Origin of the sequence: Bacillus sp. LNXM65, assembly GCF_002998575.1 — a bacterium.
GTDB lineage: Bacteria > Bacillota > Bacilli > Bacillales > Bacillaceae > Bacillus.
This window is the reverse complement of sequence record NZ_PVRB01000007.1, coordinates 23948-41060: the sequence shown is the minus strand read 5'-3', so window position 1 is coordinate 41060 and position 17113 is coordinate 23948. Positions and strand designations below refer to the sequence as shown.

Genomic DNA, 17113 nt, shown 5'->3' with positions numbered 1-17113 from the left:
AGAGATCGGCAAGGAGAAAATGAAATGAGAAATTTAGTCAAAGTTCTATTTTTTCTTATCATTACGATAGGTGCTTATTTAGTCATTCAAATAATTGCCGGTGATTTAGCGGTAAGTGTATTAAGCTCTGTCAGTGTTCTATTCACTTTATCGATTATCTTCATCGGGTTTGTCATATTCTTGGAGAACCGGAATCCATCTCAAACGATTACGTGGCTTGTCCTGCTTGGCAGCTTTCCGTTATTCGGCTTTTTGTTCTACATTTTCTTTGGACGCAATATCAAAAAGCGCCGGCTGTTTGAAAAGAAAGCCATCCTGGACGAACAGTTAATCCAGGAAGATGAACATATTCATAGAGAAGCGATTGAGAAAATGACGCATATGGGTGATCATCAGCAGCTCTTATTTAAGCTGGCCCACAGACTTGGACATACCCCTATTACGTATCGCACGTCCTCTAAAGTCCTGACCAATGGAGAAGAAACATTTTCTCATATTTTTGAAGAAATCAAAAAAGCGACACATCACATTCATCTAGAATATTATATTCTCCGCCACGATGACCTTGGGCAAGAATTAAAGGATATTCTAATTGATAAAGCGAAAAATGGCGTGATTGTCCGCTTTTTATATGACGATGTAGGAAGCTTAAAGCTCTCTCGTCAATATATTGCTGACCTCGAAAAGGCTGGCGTTCAGATCGTTCCGTTTTTACCAGTCAGGCTCCCCCTGTTAAATAATAAAATCAATTTCCGAAATCACCGAAAAATTGTCGTGATTGATGGAGAATCCGGATTTGTTGGCGGGCTGAACATTGGAGACGAATATATGGGCAGAAGCAGACAATATGGATTTTGGCGTGACACGCATTTGATGATTAAGGGGGAAGCTGTTCGTGACCTGCAGCAGATTTTCATGCAGGATTGGTACTATATGACGAATGAGAGATGCGCAGGTGTGGACTACTTCAAAGATTTCAGCCACCTTGAGAGCACAACAGAAGGCGTACAAATGATTGCTGGCGGTCCTGATAAACAGTGGGAGGTCATTAAAAATCTCTTTTTCTCCATGATTATCTCTGCCAAAAAGTCTATTTGGATCGCTTCACCGTATTTTGTGCCGGATGATGATATTTTGTCTGCATTGAAAATTGCTGCATTAAGCGGAGTAGACGTACGGATTATTGCTCCGAAGAATCCAGATAAACGGATCGTCTTCCATGCGTCCCGTTCATACTTCCCAGAGCTTTTAGAAGCAGGAGCAAAGGTGTATGAGTATGATCAAGGCTTTATGCATAGTAAATTTATCATTGTGGACAGCGAGCTGGCTTCGATAGGAACGGCCAACATGGATATGAGAAGCTTTCATTTGAATTTTGAAGTGAATGCCTTCCTATATAAAACGAAAAGCACAGAGAAGCTCGTGAACGACTTCTTAGGTGATTTAGAGCAGTCGCATGAAATTGTCCCAGAAGAATTTGCAAAGAGACCGTTAAGGGTAAGACTGTTTGAATCCACAGCAAGATTATTATCACCATTACTATAAAGATTGTATTTTCCCCCTTTTTATCAGGGGGTTTTTTTATTTTCCTCAGGAAAACATCAGTAAAATCATGTTTTGACATGATAAAAGTTCATTTTGCCTATTCGCTTCTTAATAGACGAACAAGCTATAATACGGTCATCAAAGAGTAAGGGGCGAGCTGAATGAATACAGCGATCATGGATAATGGAAAGCTTATTCGAATTACACATCATTTATCGAAAAACCGGCTGGAGCATGTAAGAACGACGTGCAAATTTTATTGTCCTGATTGCAGGGAGGAGGTGCAATTAAAGCTTGGTGAACAACGTGTGTATCATTTTGCACATAAACAGCTGACAGCATGTCCACTAGCCTCAGGCGAAACGGCTTATCATCAGGCGGGGAAAGAAGCCATCATGAATTGGCTTCAGCAGCTGGGACATAAACCGGTGCTTGAAAAGTATGTGTCAAAAGTTCATCAGCGTCCTGACGTGGCCGTCTCTATTGGAGGAACAAGCTATGCAATTGAATATCAATGTTCAAATATTTCCCGGCAAGAGCTGCGTAAAAGAACGGCAGGACTCCGTGAAGCGGGGCTCATCCCTATATGGGTAATAGGGGCAAATCGTTTTTAGCGAATATCTGCCCAGCTCTTTTCCTTCTCCTCCATTCATTGGGGAATGTTAAGGGAATCACAGAAAGGGAGTCTGATTTTTTACTGTCCGCTCCAGAATAGATTCATCCATCTTGCTCAACTTCTCGTATTTCAACCAACGAAAATATGTGCCGCCATGACTGTCAGACCGCCAACAGCATACCGCGAACTTTCGGCGCTCCTATCTCAGCCCTCAAGCAAGCGTCCAGTCTACAAGCAATGGCTTAGATGTATACAGCAATTTAGGCAGCGGCCTCCCCGCATTTTATCAAATGAAAGCAAACGGTTGAGAGACATTTTCTATGAGCATCATCAAATGGCTTTCCCTTTTCTGCCAACTGAATTATTTATCCCGCTGAAAGAAACGTATATTTTTACAAGTCCTGTTTATGTCTGGCAGGGGTGTCTGTATGATTGGATGATGAGGAAAAAAGGAAGCAGTCCAATAACGGTTCAACTGCTGATGAAAGAAATCAAGCGGTGTGTCCAGATGAAAGAAGTAAAGCTCCGATACAGTGATGTTTCAATAGAAGAAATACAAGAGGTCATCACTGCATATGTTAAGGCGCTTGTCAGACAAGGGTTTTTACACATGACGAAAGAGGGTAATTATGAAGTAGCGTCGAATCAAATGCCGATACGAACAGTAGATGAAGCGTTCAAACGAGATGCTTTCTTATTTCATTAGCATGTTTCATGCCCACTTTGATCATGATAAGAAAAAGGTGGTGCTGCGATTGAATAGAAAGAAACGCTTTTTTCTCATTTTTTTAGTCTGTTTGGTATTTATTTCTGCATATGATTTGACAAATATAGTTCAAAACAAAGAAGATAAATACAACACCAATTTCTTTCACTTTCCGAAAGGTTGGTTCAACACAACTTATGCAAGGGGGATTCATATGACTTCACAAAGCAAAAATAACCATTTACCAGACAGAAGCGAAGTAAAAGAAGAAAACAAATGGCGTCTTGAAGATATTTTCGAAAGCGTTGATGCATGGAACAAGGAATTCGAAGCTGTCAAAAAAGAAATTCCTAAGCTAGCCCAATTTAAAGGCAAGCTGGCCCATTCTGCTGATGTACTGTATGAAGCCCTAACCTTTCAGGATCAGCTTTCTGAAAAGCTTGGCAAGCTTTATACATATGCGCACATGAAATACGATGAGGATACAACTAACTCATCATTTCAAGCGCTGAATGATAAAGCATCGAATTTATTTACACAGCTCTCTAGTACTTCTGCTTATATTGTTCCAGAGATTTTATCGATTCAAGAAGATAAATTGCAGCAGTTTATTCTGGAAAAAGAAGAATTAAAACTGTATTCCCATGCTCTCGAAGAAATTAATAAAGAGCGTCCACATATTTTAAGTGAGGAGCAAGAAGCTTTATTAGCTGAGGCCTCTGAACCACTCTCAACTTCATCTACTACTTTTAGTATGTTTAACAATGCTGATATTTCGTTCCCTTCTGTAAAGGATGAAAATGGGGAAGAAAAGAAGATTACCCACGGCAACTTTATCACATTTTTAAACAGTGATGACCGTGAAGTGAGAAAGAATGCCTTTAAAGCTGTGTATAAAACGTATGATCAGTATAAAAACACGCTTGCTTCGACACTGAGCGGTTCGATTAAAAAGGATAATTTTTATGCAAAAGTACGAAATTATAAATCAGCAAGAGAAGCGGCACTATCTCGGAACAGTATTCCAGAAGAAGTATATGACAATCTGATTGATACAGTTCATCAATATTTACCGTTATTACACCGTTATATTGAATTGCGTAAAAAGGTATTAAAGCTTGATGAAGTGCACAATTATGACTTGTATACACCACTTGTAAAAGATGCTGGTATGAAGCTAACCTACGATGAAGCAAAAGATTATATGCTAAAAGGGTTAGCGCCATTAGGAGAAGAATATGTGTCCGTGTTAAAAGAGGGACTGAGCAATCGCTGGGTAGACGTTTATGAGAATAAAGGGAAACGCAGCGGTGCGTATTCATCTGGAAGCTATGGTACAAATCCATATATCCTCATGAACTGGCAAAATAATATTGATAATTTATTTACACTGGCTCATGAATTTGGGCACTCTGTCCACAGCTACTATACAAGAAAGCATCAGCCATATCCGTATGGAAACTATAGTATCTTTGTAGCTGAAGTGGCTTCTACGACAAACGAAGCGTTACTTGGCGAATACCTGCTGAATCATCTAGATGATAAAAAGCAGCGTTTGTATGTGTTAAATCACTTGTTAGAAGGATTCAGAGGAACGGTATTCAGACAGACGATGTTTGCTGAGTTTGAGCATCTTATTCATGTGAAAGCGCAAGAAGGAGAGGCTTTAACGCCGGAATTTATGACGAACCTTTATTACGACCTGAATAAGAAGTATTTTGGAGACGGCATGGTTGTGGATAAAGAAATCGGATTAGAATGGACGAGAATTCCTCACTTCTATTACAACTATTATGTCTATCAATATGCAACAGGCTATAGTGCTGCACAGGCATTAAGCAAGCAAATATTAGAAGAAGGAAAACCTGCGGTGGAGCGCTACACAGACTTCCTTAAAGCAGGAAGCTCTGATTATCCAATTAATGTGTTGAAAAAAGCAGGTGTTGATATGGCTTCCAAAGAACCAATCAAAGCAGCATGTCAATTGTTCGAAGAAAAGCTGAAAGAAATGGAAGAGCTCATCTCTAAAACGGGTGAGTGATGAAAAGACTTCTGTCAGACGTGTGAGTGCAAACTCATCTTTTGACAGGAGTTTTTTTCTCATAAAAAAAGACCTCTTCGCATGTAGAGGTCGTTCCTTATCATCAACCTTTAAATCCCTTAAAGGTCTTCCGGTGGTTCATTCGATAAAGTGTAAAAAGAATAGAAGCAAATAAGAGTGGGGATGTTAGATAAAGAGGAAGCATTTTCATTAAGCCTAATATATTTAAAAAGAAACATAAGCCAATGGAAACAAGTCCAATGGTTGTGCTGCGCATGCAGATCCCTCCATTTTTTCGTTATTTTCACTATATGAAAGTGACAACCCTCTTATGTTTTGTGACAAAAATATGAACATATAGTATATCTGTTGTCATAAGTCGACAAAATTTGATATACTACAGATGTGAAATTAATCACATACAAACATTACCCCTTTGTTTGACCGTGAAAAATTTCTCCCATCCCCTTTGTTGTCGTTAAGACATAGTGAAACCGCGCTTATCCCGGCGCGGTTTCTTCGTGCCTAAAAATAGAACGGGTGTTCCTTTTTAGGGTAAAGAAAAAACATGGGTCAGCACCCATGTTCATTCTCACAGCGGTAGAGATCAAGATCTGAATGATGATCATCTACTTTATAGCGCCAAAACATTTCTTGATGTACTTGTACACGTTCTACCTTTTTAGCGAAAGCCAGCTTTTTCATTTCTCGTTCAACTTCTTCAAGTGTCAGGTCATAAACGACAGCAATCTCTTTTGCAGATGCAAATTGAAAGTAAGCAATAAACCATTCAATTGGAGGCCGTTCTGAAGGTGTTGGTTTTTCACCAATCATTTCAAAAAGGATTTCCTCGTATACATCATAAGAGTACGCACCTGAAATTTTTAATCCTTCATCCCCGTTTACTGTATTAAAAAAGGCAAAGGTCGGAAGCTCAGATACGTCCATTTCAGCTGCAATTTTCATATCACATTGTAGTGCTTTAACAGCACTTTGAGAATGAATATCGCGCTGGAATTCCTCGATGTCCAGTCCAGCACTTTTTGCATTTTCTAGCAGCACATGTTCACTTGTTACATCTTGCTGATGGCAAAAAAGTGATTCTTGAATGAGACGCAGAAACTTCATTCCGCATTTTCTGCCTTGAAGCTCAGCCGCTTTTAATGCAAGCGAGGCGAGGTAGGGTGAAGTCACAATTTGTTCGGACAGCATTTGTTCTTTTTTGGTCTGAGTTTTGGTAGCAAATTTCCCCCATGCTTCGGTCAGTAAATGCTTTTTTCGTTTTCGATTCAATGCATTAATACTAGAACTTGTCACCGTTCGTAAAGTGAAAAAACGGCCGTACTTCATTTTCAATTTTTTAATGGATGGCTCTAATAACCAGCAGTCTGGACTTAGAGGGTCAATGAATACATAGATTTCAATCGGCTTTTGAGGATGTCCGTGACAGTGTGAGAAATATTGATCGTGCGTATTGCAGCTCAAGATCGTCCATCCTTTTCAGGTGTTTGATTGACCATATGACGAGCCGTTAGAGAAAGCCGCTCAAATAAAAAGTCACGAATATCGCCGGTTAATCCTACTTGATCCATCGCATCCTCCATGCATTCAAGCCATGCGTCAGCCCGCTCCTCAGTAATCGGAAAAGGGAGATGTCTCGCCCGTAGCATAGGGTGACCATGCTCCTCTGTATAAAGCGGGGGTCCGCCTAAATATTGAGTTAAAAACTGTTTTTGTTTTCTTGCTGTTTCTTTTAAGTCATCCGGGAAAATAGGATGAAGCAAAGGATGACACTTTACATTTTCATAAAAAGTATCAACAAGTTGCGATAGAAGTTCCTCTCCAACCGCTTCGTAAGGTGCGTTAAACGATTGTACCATGTTGACTACTCCTTTTACTCGTAGTTAATAGGATGAAGCGCCCTATTGTGAATTCATTTATTTCAAAAGTGATATTCAGTTTGTTCTATTTTATTGTTTCTATTCTTGTATACTTATTTTAACAACCTCAACTCAATTCCACAAACAAACCGCTTTGGTCTATTGGAAATAAGGGGAGAGGCGGGTTCCGTGATCAATTGACCATATCATAACACATTCAGTCAAAAAAGGGTGAAAAGCGACATACAAAAAACCGAAGAGGTTATTCTCTTCGGTTTAAGCGAAATATTGTGCTGTGATTTTCTTTACATAATTTTGTGTTTCTTTAAATGGTGGAATGCCACCGTATTTATCAACATTTCCTGAGCCTGCATTATAAGCAGCTAAGGCAAGTGAGATATTTCCATTATATTTCTGAAGCATTTGTTTTATATACTTCGTGCCGCCTTCGATGTTTTGGGCCGCATCAAAGGCATTATTCACACCAAGTGACTTAGCAGTAGATGGCATAAGCTGCATGAGGCCAAGTGCTCCTGCATGACTGACCGCATTCGTACGATAGCCGGATTCTTGCTTGATGACCGCATGAATCAGCTTCTCTGGAACGCCATGCTTTTGAGCCATTTGTGACACGATTTGATTAATTTCTTTTGATGATGAACCGTTTGAAACAGCCTTTTGAAGCGGCGGCGTGTAGCTGTTGTTTAAGACATTCCCAATGCCGTTCGCTGTATTCAATTGAGCGTCATTCGCATATGAAGATGGAGATTGAAGCTGCTCACTGCCAGCGATAGCAGACAAGTATGGGTTTGTACGCGCGTATTGCGTGTTCGGAGCCGTTGATGGGTCCGTTCCCATAAACGCAGAAATAGAAAGCGGCAGGCGTGATAATTCTGATCCGCCTAAAAAATCTTGCAGCAGCGACTGAAATGAAGCTTGTGCATTCGATTCTTGGCCGGCCGGTATTTGTGTTTGTCCAGGGTCTGATTGTAACGTTTTAAGCGCTTGAAGCTGCATAAAGGATTGAAGTTGATTGACGTTCATCATGTTCCTCCTTCAAGGAATTCATCTATTCTGTGTTTTCATTTTCTCTTCATAAAAACGTACGACTTTGTTTTTCGTGTTTCGTACAGGGATTTGGAATTTTTGGAGCAATGCGGAGAATGCGGCTTGTCCGATTTCCAGGTCGCTCACTTCAAATTCAAGTTCATAGTCCTCTACTGTTAAATATCGGCTGTGATCCAAAACAATTAAGCCTTCTTTGATCTTTTTTTCAGCTCTTGATGTTTCAAGTGAACCAAAATACACAATTTGATCCTTTTGAATGTTCAGATGGTCTAACCTGTCAGCTACTTCACCTTCTGGCAGCTGAAAATCGTCAAGGCTTGAAGGAGGAGCGATCGTTTGGTGGGTTTCGAGCAAGCCTATTTCGTGTGGTTCCTTTAACGTGAGAACCCACTGACCGTCTTTTTCTCTCATTCTTAGTGCAGCGAATTGAGATTTTATATCAAATTGAGGTGTATCAAAGTAATAGTTGGTTTGTGTGTGAAAATCCGAATCCTTCAATTGAAAATGTTGTTTCAGCTGTTCAAATTCTTTTTTCATTAACAATTGCTTTAGCTCTATTTCAATTTCCTGTGCCATTTTGACATCAACCTTTCATTTAGAGGAAATATGATTATTGTACATGAAGTGTGTTCATCATGTAAAAGACTGTTTTTATCTCTTATTTCTCTTTCCACATGTGCCAAAATAAATGGAGAATCATGTGAAAGGATCATTTATAAGAAGAAAATAGGATTTTCTCAAAAAGTTCGGTTTATCAATATTGAACTTGATATGATAAAATAAAGCTGTACTTTGTTGTAAAGGAGATCATGATGCAAAACCGAATTGAAATCACAGAAGCAACTTTAAAAGAAGACAGGCTAATTTTGACGACCACGTCAGAAGAGCAAATCCAAAAAGCAAAAGCATCAGGACAAATGCTTGTTGATTCTGATCACTTTGCGTTCGTTTACATACTTGAAAACGAGGAGTCCTTTTCGTATCTTATCTTAGGGGAACATACATGGGCTCCATTAAAAGAAGCAATGAATCTTGACATCCCTGTCTATTTGGCAGCGGGAGAACATTCGTTAGAACTCATTCAGCTTCATCAAGAATTACATTATTTAATCGACAATATTAAAGACAATGCCAATTACGGAGATATGGAAGAGAAAGTGAAGAGCACATTCCTCTGAAATAATTAGGTATATGGAATTGGGGGAAGTTTCATGGACAAAAAACAATGGGATCAATTCCTCGCACCGTATAAACAAGCAGTCGAAGAATTAAAAGTGAAACTAAAGGGCATTCGAAAGCTGTATGAATTTGAGGATGACCATTCACCAGTAGAATTTGTCACAGGCCGAGTGAAACCTGTTGCCAGCATATTAGAAAAGGCAAAGCGTAAAAACATCCCGATGCATGAAATCGAAACGATGCAGGATATTGCTGGGCTTCGCATTATGTGCCAGTTTGTAGAAGACATACAAGTCGTGAAAAAAATGCTCCAGTCACGAAAAGACTTTGTGGTTGTTGATAAACGCGACTATATTGCAGAACATAAAGAAAGCGGATACCGTTCATACCACCTTGTTGTGTTATATCCGCTGCAAACGATCAACGGAGAGAAGCAGCTCCTCGTCGAAATCCAAATTCGTACACTTGCGATGAACTTTTGGGCGACCATTGAGCATTCTCTGAATTATAAATATAGCGGGAATATCCCGGAGAAAGTCAAGCTGCGCCTTCAAAGAGCTTCTGAGGCAGCATCTCTGCTTGATGATGAGATGTCTGAAATTAGAGGGGAAATTCAAGAAGCACAAGTGGCATTTTCCCGGAAAAAGAAAAACGATAGCTGAGCCTGAGCTTGATCAAATATGATGCTGCCCTCTCATAGCAGCAAGGTGGAAAAGGAGAAGAATTCATGAAATTTGCAGTTTCTTCGAAAGGGAATTCTGTATCTGACACACTCAAAAATAAAATTCAGACCTACTTATTGGATTTCGGGATGGAACTCAACGAAGAGGAACCGGATCTTGTCATTACGGTTGGTGGAGACGGCACCCTTCTTTATGCGTTTCACCGTTATAGCGACCGTCTGAATGAAACAGCTTTTGTCGGTGTTCATACAGGTCATCTTGGTTTTTATGCTGACTGGGTGCCAAGTGAAATTGAAAAACTCGTCTTAGCTATTGCGAAAACGCCTTATCACATTGTGGAATATCCGATCTTAGAAGTCATTGTCAGATACAACGACGGCGGCAGAGAAGAGAAATATTTAGCGATGAATGAATGTACCATTAAAAGTATGGAAGGGACGCTTGTGGCAGATGTTGAAATTAGGGGTCAGCTGTTTGAAACATTCAGAGGTGACGGTCTTTGTCTGTCTACACCGTCTGGCAGTACAGCCTATAATAAAGCACTTGGAGGCGCCATTATTCATCCTTCCATTAGAGCCATTCAGCTGGCAGAAATGGCTTCAATCAACAACAGAGTGTTTCGAACGGTCGGTTCACCGCTTATTTTGCCAGACCACCATACTTGTGTCATTAAACCGATGAATGATGTTGATTTTCAAGTAACCATTGATCATTTGACGCTGCTTCATAAGGACGTCAAATCCATTCAATGCCGGGTAGCCGACGAGAATGTCCGTTTTGCCCGATTTAGACCATTTCCGTTTTGGAAAAGGGTGCAAGATTCCTTTATCGGAAAAGGAGAATAAGAAAGAGGTCGTTCTCGCTGGAATACTTTACGCTAAATAAAACCATGACAGCCAAAGAAGAAGGGCTGCTTTTAAAGAATTATTTAATAGATCTTGGCATTTCAAAAAGAATGCTGGCGGATATTAAATTTGATGGCGGTGATCTCCTCATTAATGGAGAGCATGTGACTGTGAGATACAAGCTGCATAACGGAGACAGGCTCACCGTTTTATTCCCAGAGGAAAAAGTGAGTGAAGGGCTGAAGCCTGCTCCGATTCCGCTTGATATTTTATTTGAGGATGAGCATGTCCTTGTGCTGAATAAAAAGCCATATATCCCGTCCATTCCTTCTCGGGAACACCCAGAGCACAGTATTGCGAATGGATTGCTGCACCATTATGCAGAGCAGTCTGTTCGGCTGACGGTTCATTTGGTGAACCGCCTTGATCGTGATACATCGGGCGTCATGCTCGTGGCCAAGCATCGCTTTGCCCACAGCCTTTTATCAAAAGCGCAAAAAAGTGGAGCGGTCAAACGAACATACAGAGCGTTTACACATGGCATGATCTCGGAAAAGTATGGAACCATTCGTGCAAAAATTGCCCGAAAAGGAGATAGTATCATCGAGCGAATGGTCGATGATACTGGACAGGAAGCAGTGACGCATTTTAAAGTGCGAGCGGTGGACGCTGAGTTGAACATGTCAGATGTGGCTCTATCACTTGAAACTGGGAGAACACATCAAATTCGTGTTCATATGAAGTATCTTGGTCACCCGCTCATCGGAGATACGCTATATAGCGGAACGAGTGAGCGGATGGACCGTCAGGCACTGCATAGTGAGACTCTTGTCTTTCCTCATCCGATGACTGGGGAGGAATTGACATTCTCGGCTCCGCTTCCTGAAGACATGAAATCATTGCTGCTTTAAATAGAGAAACCCGGCTACCTGCAAGCGCAGGACCGGGTTTTTTTATGATGTGAAATGCTGAAACCTTGAATCGTCATAAGGCATAGAGGAAGGAACAGAGACCGTTTCAAGCTCAGGATATGTGAGGGCAGACAGCCGGTGGCCAAATACGCAGCCTGTATCAATATTGACGGTTCTGCCAACGAAGCGGGGTTCTTTCACTGGTGTATGTCCGTATACAATCCACGGTTTTCCGCGATATTCCTTTGCCCAATCCTTCCGCACAGGTCGTCCATCTGGCCATGTTTCTCCTGTGACCGCGCCAAATAATAGATAGGATCGCATCTGTTTGTTCGGTTTTCTTCCAATGTCCTTTTCCTTCATCGCTGCGTGAGCAATAATCAGTTCATCAGGAATGAGTACATCGTAAAGCGGAGCCTTCTCAAATAGCTGCTTAAATTCATGTGACAATTTGGTTTGTTCATGAAGGGGCAGCTTTTTTATTTCGTTCACTGTGGTTTCGATGCCATGAAGTAATTTCACGGGATTTCCTTTCAAATAGCGATAAAGCTTAAAGCAATGGTTGCCAGGTACGTAGCGGATCGCGCCGTGTGCGTAGGCATGAATGACAAATCGCATCACATCTACTGACTGAGGGCCTCGATCTGTTAAATCACCGACAAGGGCTAGCGTTCTCTTATCAGGATGGACGGGTAATCCATGTTTGAGTTCGTATCCTAGTTTGTGTATGAGGGTAAGCAGCTCTTCGTAGCAGCCGTGGATATCTCCAATGATATCAAATTTCATAAGATTTCCTCCTGATCTTTCTCATCCATTCATCGGGGTTAAAGAAGTTTGAATTTTAGAACATATAACGAATGGCTTTCTTTTCATTTAGGCAATTGTTAGAATCAATGCTTTAACGTAAAACTTAAAAGATTAAACATCAATGTTAGGAGGCTTTAGCCAATGGAGCATACATCTGTTTCATCACTCGTTGTCGTTATTATTGTCGCCTTTTTCACCCCACTTTTATTGCACCGATTTAAGCTGACCATTCCGGTCGTTGTTGCTGAAATCATCATGGGGCTCATCATTGGAAAAAGCGGTCTTCAACTGGTAGTTGAACATGATGCATGGTTAGACACGTTATCCATGCTCGGTTTTATTTTTCTGATGTTTTTAAGTGGACTTGAAATAGATTTTTCTTCTTTTGAGTCAAAGAAGAAAGCACGAGAACTGCCAAATGGTCTAAAAGAACCAAATACGTTTAAGGCAGCCACGATTATTTTTGTTGGCGTATTTAGTATTTCTTTTATCCTGTCCTATGCGTTTGTCCTTGCAGGGTTTATCCAAAATGCCTTTTTAATGACGCTCATTATATCGACCATCTCATTAGGGGTAGTGGTTCCCACCTTAAAAGAGGAAAAGTTAATGCAGACGAATATCGGTCAAATCATCTTGCTTGTCGCCGTCATTGCTGATTTGGTGACGATGATTTTACTTGCTGTGTTTTCCTCCATTTATGGCGATGGTACAGGGAATATGTGGCTTCTGCTCTTATTATTTGCTGCGGGCATTCTGCTTTATTTATTTGGCCGCGTATTTAAGACAAAGTCGATTTTTCAGTCCATGTCAAAAGGGACCGTGCAAATTGGGACAAGGGCGATCTTTACTCTCATTATAGTCTTAGTTGCCTTATCTGAATCACTCGGTGCTGAAAATATTCTTGGGGCGTTTTTAGCGGGCGTACTTGTGTCCCTTCTTTCGCCGAATAAAGAGCTTGTCCAGCAGCTGGATTCATTTGGCTACGGATTTTTGATCCCCATCTTCTTTGTGATGGTCGGAGTGGATTTAAATATATGGGCACTGTTCAAGGACCCAACCATTATGATCATGATCCCGCTGCTGTTTATTGCATTACTGGTTAGTAAGCTCATCCCGATTCTTTATTTGAAAAAATGGTATGACATGAAAAAAGTGATCGGTTCTGGCTTTTTATTAACATCGACGTTATCACTCGTCATTGCAGCTGCGACGATAGGGGAGCGGCTCGGAGTCATTGACCATAAAATGTCTGGAGCGCTGATTCTAGTCGCGGTACTCACGAGTATTTTAACGCCTGTTTGGTTTAAAGCGCTGTTTAAAAAAGAACAAGCTGCGAGCCATAAAAAACGTGTGACCTTTATTGGTGCAAATCAGCTGACCTTACCTGTCACACTTGATTTACATCAGGATGAATATGATATTCGGATTTTACATGTCTTTCAAGAAAATAAAGAAGCGCTGCTTGCTGACTCCATCTTTGAAGTCGAATCGATTGAAGAGTACGACGATGAGACGCTGCGAAAGGCAGGCGTTGGCCAGGAGGATGTCCTCGTCGTCGCAACAGGCAGTGAGACGAAAAATAAGGAAATTGCTTTATTTGCAAAGGAAGAAGGAGCGAAACAAGTCATTGCTAGTGTCAACAAAGCTGAGACAGAGCTGACATTGAAGGAAGCAGGCATTGATACGTTTTCTAATTTCCTATCATCTAAAACGGTGCTAAGAGCCTTGATTGAAGCACCGGATGCGATTCGATTATTAACAAATGAGGATACTTCTTTGTATCAAATTCAAATGAACAATCATCGTTATCACAATGTCATGCTGAGGGAATTTCCGTTTACCGGTGATTTGGTCTTTGTCCGTATTTTCAGAGGGGTAGACAGCTTAGTACCACATGGAGATACCACGCTTAGAAGCGGCGACCGTGTGCTTGTGTCAGGCTCTCGTGAGTATGTGGCAGGACTAAGAGCCCAATTAGAGTAAGAATGAACCCTTGACCAATGAACAATTCCTGATTAAGATAGAAGTACAACATCATATATTTGATCCACTAGGGGAGTCCTTTAAAAGGGCTGAGATAAAAGTGTCGACTTTTAGACCCTCATTACCTGAACAGGTTCATACCTGCGTAGGGAAGTGGTGCGGTTTTTGACTATGCTTTTTACAAATTCCAAGCCACTTTCCACGCGGAAAGTGGCTTTTTTATATGGAAAAACAGGAGGAGAGAAACATGACGTTTTCAACTGAATGTAAAGAAGCAGCAGCAACATGGTGGAATGGAAGCTTCACACACCCATTTGTCAAAGGGATTGGAGATGGCACGCTTTCACTCGATCGTTTCACGTATTATGTGATGCAGGATTCATATTATTTAACTCATTTTGCAAAGGTGCAAGCATATGGCGCAGCGATTAGTGAGGACTTACATACGACGGGCAGAATGGCGTATCATGCGCAGGGTACGTATGAAGCAGAGCTGTCGCTGCATAGAAAGTTCACAGAGCTTTTGCAGATTTCAGATGAAGCCATCGAGAACTTTAAGCCTTCTCCGACTGCTTATGCGTATACCTCTCATATGTATCGATCTGTGAAAAGCGGGCGATTTGAAGAGATTTTAGCCGCATTATTGCCGTGCTACTGGCTATATTATGAGGTGGGTGAAAAGCTGAAACAAACCACACCTGACCATCCGATTTATCAGGAATGGATTTTGACATATGGAGGGGATTGGTTTAAGGAGCTCGTCTTTGAACAGGTCAACCGCTTTGATGAACTAGCCGAAAAAGCGTCAGAACAAGTACGGGCCAATATGAAAGAAAATTTTGTGATTTCAAGCTATTACGAGTACCATTTCTGGGAAATGGCGTATCAAAAAGAAACATGGCAAACAGCATGCTTAGATGGGGTTGGTGCAAATGGAACTCCACGCAGTGACAAATGATTCGCTTCCTGTGGATGAACTGATCAAACAAATAAAAGCCATCGCACCTGAAGTGGATTTTATTCATATCCGGGAACGGTCTAAAACAGCAAGTGAGCTTGTTGATCTCGTGAAAAGACTCTTTTTAGAAGGTGTACCGAAAGAGAAGCTCATCATCAACGACAGAGTAGACGTTGCACTGCTCACCAATATTCACCGGGTACATCTCCCAGGCCATAGCTTTTCGCCAAAAGAGCTGCGGCAAAAATTCCCTCACCTTCATGCGGGTGTCTCTGTTCATTCGATAGAAGAAGCGAAAGCAGCGGAGAAAAATGGAGCAGAGTATGTCATGTTTGGGCACGTATATGACACCACTTGTAAACCAGGACTTCAGGCAAGAGGCGTACAGCTTGTGAAAGAACTGACATCTTCACTGTCTATTCCAGTGGTGGCGATCGGTGGATTGACACCTGACCGCATTCCAGAATTGAAACACGCGAATGTGAAAGGGATTGCTGTCATGTCTGGGATTTTTACTCATCATCAGCCGCGCATGATGGCACAAGCATTTTCTAAACAGGTAAAGGGGCATCCTTATGAAGAAGCATTATGACGTTGCAATCATTGGTGGTGGAATCATAGGAATGTCCATTGCCTATCACCTTGCAAAAGCAGGAAAGCAGGTCGTCTTACTTGAGGCGAATGAGGTAGGGAAGCAAACGACAAGTGCGGCTGCTGGGATGCTCGGTGCACATGCTGAAGGAGAGGGGCATGAGAATATTTTTTTCCAAGCAGGCAGAGCAAGCCAGGCATTGTACGAGAAGTTAAAAGTCGATCTACAGCATGAATCTGGCATTGATATTCGGACATCAGCGGGTGGTATCATGAAGGTAGCCTTTACAGAAGAAGAGAAACAAGCACTTTGCCGGATGCAGTATTTGTCTACATTTGATTGGCTGGACGCAAGCAGCGTAAAAAAATGCATGCCTCAAATGGCAGATAACATCTTAGGAGCAGGTTTGATTAAAGAGGATGTTCATGTCGAACCTTATGCGGTATGCCGGGCATTTTGGCAGGCGGCGGTAAGGTTCGGGGCAGATGTGAAAGAATGTACACCCGTGATCGAAGTGAAGCGGGAGAAAGAAGCGTTAGCGATTAGAACAACGAAGGGAACATTCACATGTGATGATCTGACTGTAGCGAGTGGTGTATGGTCTGGCCGTTTTTTTGAAGAGCTTGGATTAACTCATTCTCTTTATCCAGTAAAGGGGGAGTGTGTGTCTGTATGGAATAATGGTCCAGCACTCGCGCACACCATTTACCATGATCATTGTTACATCGTTCAACGAGATAGCGGCAAACTGATCGTTGGCGCAACGATGAAGCCAAACGAGTGGCAAACTGTTCCAACGCTTGGCGGCATCGAAGCTGTGATTCAAAAGGCGTCTCAGCTTATGCCTTCGATCAAGGAGATGCCGATTGATCAGTGCTGGGCTGGCCTTCGTCCGGCGACAAGCGACCGGCATCCCTACATTGGTAGACATCCAGAAGATCAGCGTATCCTTTTTGCTGCAGGGCATTACAGAAATGGCATTTTACTTGCCCCGATTACTGGAGAGATCATTCGCGACCTGATATTGGGTGAACCGGTCAAAAAGGAATGGCTTCACGCGTTTCGTATTGGCCGAAAGGAGGCACTGTTTGTATGAAAATTCAATTGAATGGCAGAATCGTTGATTTCGATCAAGAGAATGGAACGATCTATGATCTGCTATCAGCGTATCAGCTTGAAAATAGAGTAGTGATCGTGGAAAAGAACCAAGAAATTATTGACAAAGAAGCGTTTCAACAAGTAAAAATTCAATCTAATGACACGATTGAAATCGTTCACTTTGTAGGAGGAGGATGACAA

Annotated in this window: 18 protein-coding genes, 1 pseudogene and 1 riboswitch; of the genes and pseudogenes, 13 read left to right on the top strand and 6 right to left on the bottom strand. The window is 41.5% G+C overall.

Going from position 1 to position 17113, the window contains the following annotated elements:
• The first annotated feature begins 24 nt into the window (after positions 1-24).
• The 4 genes and pseudogenes from cls (at position 25) to pepF (ending at position 4908) form a co-directional block, all read left to right on the top strand.
• Positions 25-1545 carry a cardiolipin synthase gene (gene cls / locus C6Y03_RS14235; RefSeq protein ID WP_106039524.1) on the top strand — a complete coding sequence of 507 codons (1521 nt, stop codon included), beginning with the start codon at positions 25-27 and terminating at the stop codon, positions 1543-1545.
• 161 nt (positions 1546-1706) lie between these two features.
• Positions 1707-2324, top strand: a pseudogene (locus C6Y03_RS19705) (competence protein CoiA); the annotation flags it as partial.
• Entirely contained in the window at positions 2316-2867 is a 552-nt protein-coding gene (locus tag C6Y03_RS19700; protein ID WP_486187518.1) for a hypothetical protein, read from the top strand. The pseudogene C6Y03_RS19705 and the gene C6Y03_RS19700, both read left to right, overlap by 9 nt.
• Positions 2868-3081: 214 nt before the next feature.
• Positions 3082-4908 carry an oligoendopeptidase F gene (gene pepF, locus C6Y03_RS14225; protein WP_282067363.1) on the top strand — a complete coding sequence of 609 codons (1827 nt, stop codon included), beginning with the start codon at positions 3082-3084 and terminating at the stop codon, positions 4906-4908.
• Between the two features lie 103 nt (positions 4909-5011).
• Here the strand turns inward: pepF and C6Y03_RS19390 are convergent, their stop codons facing one another.
• The 5 genes from C6Y03_RS19390 to C6Y03_RS14205 form a co-directional block, all read right to left on the bottom strand.
• A complete protein-coding gene (locus C6Y03_RS19390; protein WP_034663238.1) occupies positions 5012-5185 on the bottom strand; it encodes a hypothetical protein in 174 nt (57 codons plus the stop codon).
• Between the two features lie 296 nt (positions 5186-5481).
• Positions 5482-6393 (bottom strand): ClpXP adapter SpxH family protein, encoded by a 912-nt coding sequence (locus C6Y03_RS14220; protein WP_034663234.1) that lies wholly within the window; start codon positions 6391-6393, stop codon positions 5482-5484.
• Complete coding sequence (locus C6Y03_RS14215; protein ID WP_008355333.1) at positions 6390-6788, bottom strand: globin domain-containing protein; 399 nt, start codon at positions 6786-6788, stop codon at positions 6390-6392. The genes C6Y03_RS14220 and C6Y03_RS14215 overlap by 4 nt, the downstream gene beginning before the upstream one ends.
• 276 nt (positions 6789-7064) lie before the next feature.
• Entirely contained in the window at positions 7065-7832 is a 768-nt protein-coding gene (locus tag C6Y03_RS14210; protein WP_106039523.1) for a lytic transglycosylase domain-containing protein, read from the bottom strand.
• Positions 7833-7853: 21 nt separating this feature from the next.
• A complete protein-coding gene (locus tag C6Y03_RS14205; protein WP_060596011.1) occupies positions 7854-8432 on the bottom strand; it encodes a CYTH domain-containing protein in 579 nt (192 codons plus the stop codon).
• 236 nt (positions 8433-8668) lie between these two features.
• Here C6Y03_RS14205 and C6Y03_RS14200 point away from each other — a divergent pair, with 236 nt between their 5' ends.
• The 4 genes from C6Y03_RS14200 (at position 8669) to C6Y03_RS14185 (ending at position 11474) form a co-directional block, all read left to right on the top strand.
• Complete coding sequence (locus C6Y03_RS14200; RefSeq protein ID WP_034663228.1) at positions 8669-9034, top strand: UPF0738 family protein; 366 nt, start codon at positions 8669-8671, stop codon at positions 9032-9034.
• A 33-nt stretch (positions 9035-9067) separates the two neighbouring features.
• Positions 9068-9697, top strand: coding sequence for a GTP diphosphokinase (gene yjbM / locus C6Y03_RS14195; protein ID WP_003211990.1), 630 nt, complete (start codon positions 9068-9070; stop codon positions 9695-9697).
• Between the two features lie 65 nt (positions 9698-9762).
• Positions 9763-10563 (top strand): NAD kinase, encoded by an 801-nt coding sequence (locus tag C6Y03_RS14190; protein ID WP_060596013.1) that lies wholly within the window; start codon positions 9763-9765, stop codon positions 10561-10563.
• Between the two features lie 44 nt (positions 10564-10607).
• A complete protein-coding gene (locus C6Y03_RS14185; RefSeq protein WP_106039522.1) occupies positions 10608-11474 on the top strand; it encodes an RluA family pseudouridine synthase in 867 nt (288 codons plus the stop codon).
• A gap of 42 nt (positions 11475-11516) precedes the next feature.
• On the opposite strand, the gene prpE is transcribed toward C6Y03_RS14185, so the two are convergent.
• Positions 11517-12260, bottom strand: a complete 744-nt coding sequence (gene prpE, locus C6Y03_RS14180) for a bis(5'-nucleosyl)-tetraphosphatase PrpE (RefSeq protein ID WP_034663218.1) — start codon at positions 12258-12260, stop codon at positions 11517-11519.
• A gap of 162 nt (positions 12261-12422) precedes the next feature.
• Between prpE and C6Y03_RS14175 the strand changes: the two genes are divergently transcribed.
• From C6Y03_RS14175 to thiS, 5 genes are all read left to right on the top strand, one after another.
• A complete protein-coding gene (locus C6Y03_RS14175) occupies positions 12423-14264 on the top strand; it encodes a monovalent cation:proton antiporter family protein (RefSeq protein WP_066031033.1) in 1842 nt (613 codons plus the stop codon).
• A gap of 59 nt (positions 14265-14323) precedes the next feature.
• A riboswitch (TPP riboswitch) is annotated at positions 14324-14433 on the top strand.
• A 78-nt stretch (positions 14434-14511) separates the two neighbouring features.
• Entirely contained in the window at positions 14512-15222 is a 711-nt protein-coding gene (gene tenA, locus C6Y03_RS14170; protein WP_066031032.1) for a thiaminase II, read from the top strand.
• On the top strand, positions 15197-15814 hold the full coding sequence (tenI, locus tag C6Y03_RS14165) for a thiazole tautomerase TenI (RefSeq protein WP_060596016.1): 618 nt from the start codon (positions 15197-15199) through the stop codon (positions 15812-15814). The genes tenA and tenI overlap by 26 nt, the downstream gene beginning before the upstream one ends.
• On the top strand, positions 15798-16910 hold the full coding sequence (thiO, locus tag C6Y03_RS14160) for a glycine oxidase ThiO (protein ID WP_106039521.1): 1113 nt from the start codon (positions 15798-15800) through the stop codon (positions 16908-16910). Before tenI ends, thiO begins: the two co-directional genes overlap by 17 nt.
• Positions 16907-17110, top strand: coding sequence for a sulfur carrier protein ThiS (gene thiS / locus C6Y03_RS14155; RefSeq protein ID WP_034663206.1), 204 nt, complete (start codon positions 16907-16909; stop codon positions 17108-17110). Before thiO ends, thiS begins: the two co-directional genes overlap by 4 nt.
• Positions 17111-17113: the final 3 nt, after the last annotated feature.

What these genes read in the sequence shown, in the direction of transcription:
- cls (WP_106039524.1), top strand. Translation starts at nt 25, where the DNA reads ATGAGAAATTTAGTCAAAGTTCTATTTTTTCTTATCATTACGATAGGT.
- C6Y03_RS19700 (WP_486187518.1), top strand. Translation starts at nt 2,316, where the DNA reads ATGACTGTCAGACCGCCAACAGCATACCGCGAACTTTCGGCGCTCCTA.
- pepF (WP_282067363.1), top strand. Translation starts at nt 3,082, where the DNA reads ATGACTTCACAAAGCAAAAATAACCATTTACCAGACAGAAGCGAAGTA.
- C6Y03_RS19390 (WP_034663238.1), bottom strand. Translation starts at nt 5,185, where the DNA reads ATGCGCAGCACAACCATTGGACTTGTTTCCATTGGCTTATGTTTCTTT.
- C6Y03_RS14215 (WP_008355333.1), bottom strand. Translation starts at nt 6,788, where the DNA reads ATGGTACAATCGTTTAACGCACCTTACGAAGCGGTTGGAGAGGAACTT.
- C6Y03_RS14210 (WP_106039523.1), bottom strand. Translation starts at nt 7,832, where the DNA reads ATGAACGTCAATCAACTTCAATCCTTTATGCAGCTTCAAGCGCTTAAA.
- C6Y03_RS14205 (WP_060596011.1), bottom strand. Translation starts at nt 8,432, where the DNA reads ATGGCACAGGAAATTGAAATAGAGCTAAAGCAATTGTTAATGAAAAAA.
- C6Y03_RS14200 (WP_034663228.1), top strand. Translation starts at nt 8,669, where the DNA reads ATGCAAAACCGAATTGAAATCACAGAAGCAACTTTAAAAGAAGACAGG.
- yjbM (WP_003211990.1), top strand. Translation starts at nt 9,068, where the DNA reads ATGGACAAAAAACAATGGGATCAATTCCTCGCACCGTATAAACAAGCA.
- C6Y03_RS14190 (WP_060596013.1), top strand. Translation starts at nt 9,763, where the DNA reads ATGAAATTTGCAGTTTCTTCGAAAGGGAATTCTGTATCTGACACACTC.
- C6Y03_RS14185 (WP_106039522.1), top strand. Translation starts at nt 10,608, where the DNA reads ATGACAGCCAAAGAAGAAGGGCTGCTTTTAAAGAATTATTTAATAGAT.
- prpE (WP_034663218.1), bottom strand. Translation starts at nt 12,260, where the DNA reads ATGAAATTTGATATCATTGGAGATATCCACGGCTGCTACGAAGAGCTG.
- C6Y03_RS14175 (WP_066031033.1), top strand. Translation starts at nt 12,423, where the DNA reads ATGGAGCATACATCTGTTTCATCACTCGTTGTCGTTATTATTGTCGCC.
- tenA (WP_066031032.1), top strand. Translation starts at nt 14,512, where the DNA reads ATGACGTTTTCAACTGAATGTAAAGAAGCAGCAGCAACATGGTGGAAT.
- tenI (WP_060596016.1), top strand. Translation starts at nt 15,197, where the DNA reads ATGGAACTCCACGCAGTGACAAATGATTCGCTTCCTGTGGATGAACTG.
- thiO (WP_106039521.1), top strand. Translation starts at nt 15,798, where the DNA reads ATGAAGAAGCATTATGACGTTGCAATCATTGGTGGTGGAATCATAGGA.
- thiS (WP_034663206.1), top strand. Translation starts at nt 16,907, where the DNA reads ATGAAAATTCAATTGAATGGCAGAATCGTTGATTTCGATCAAGAGAAT.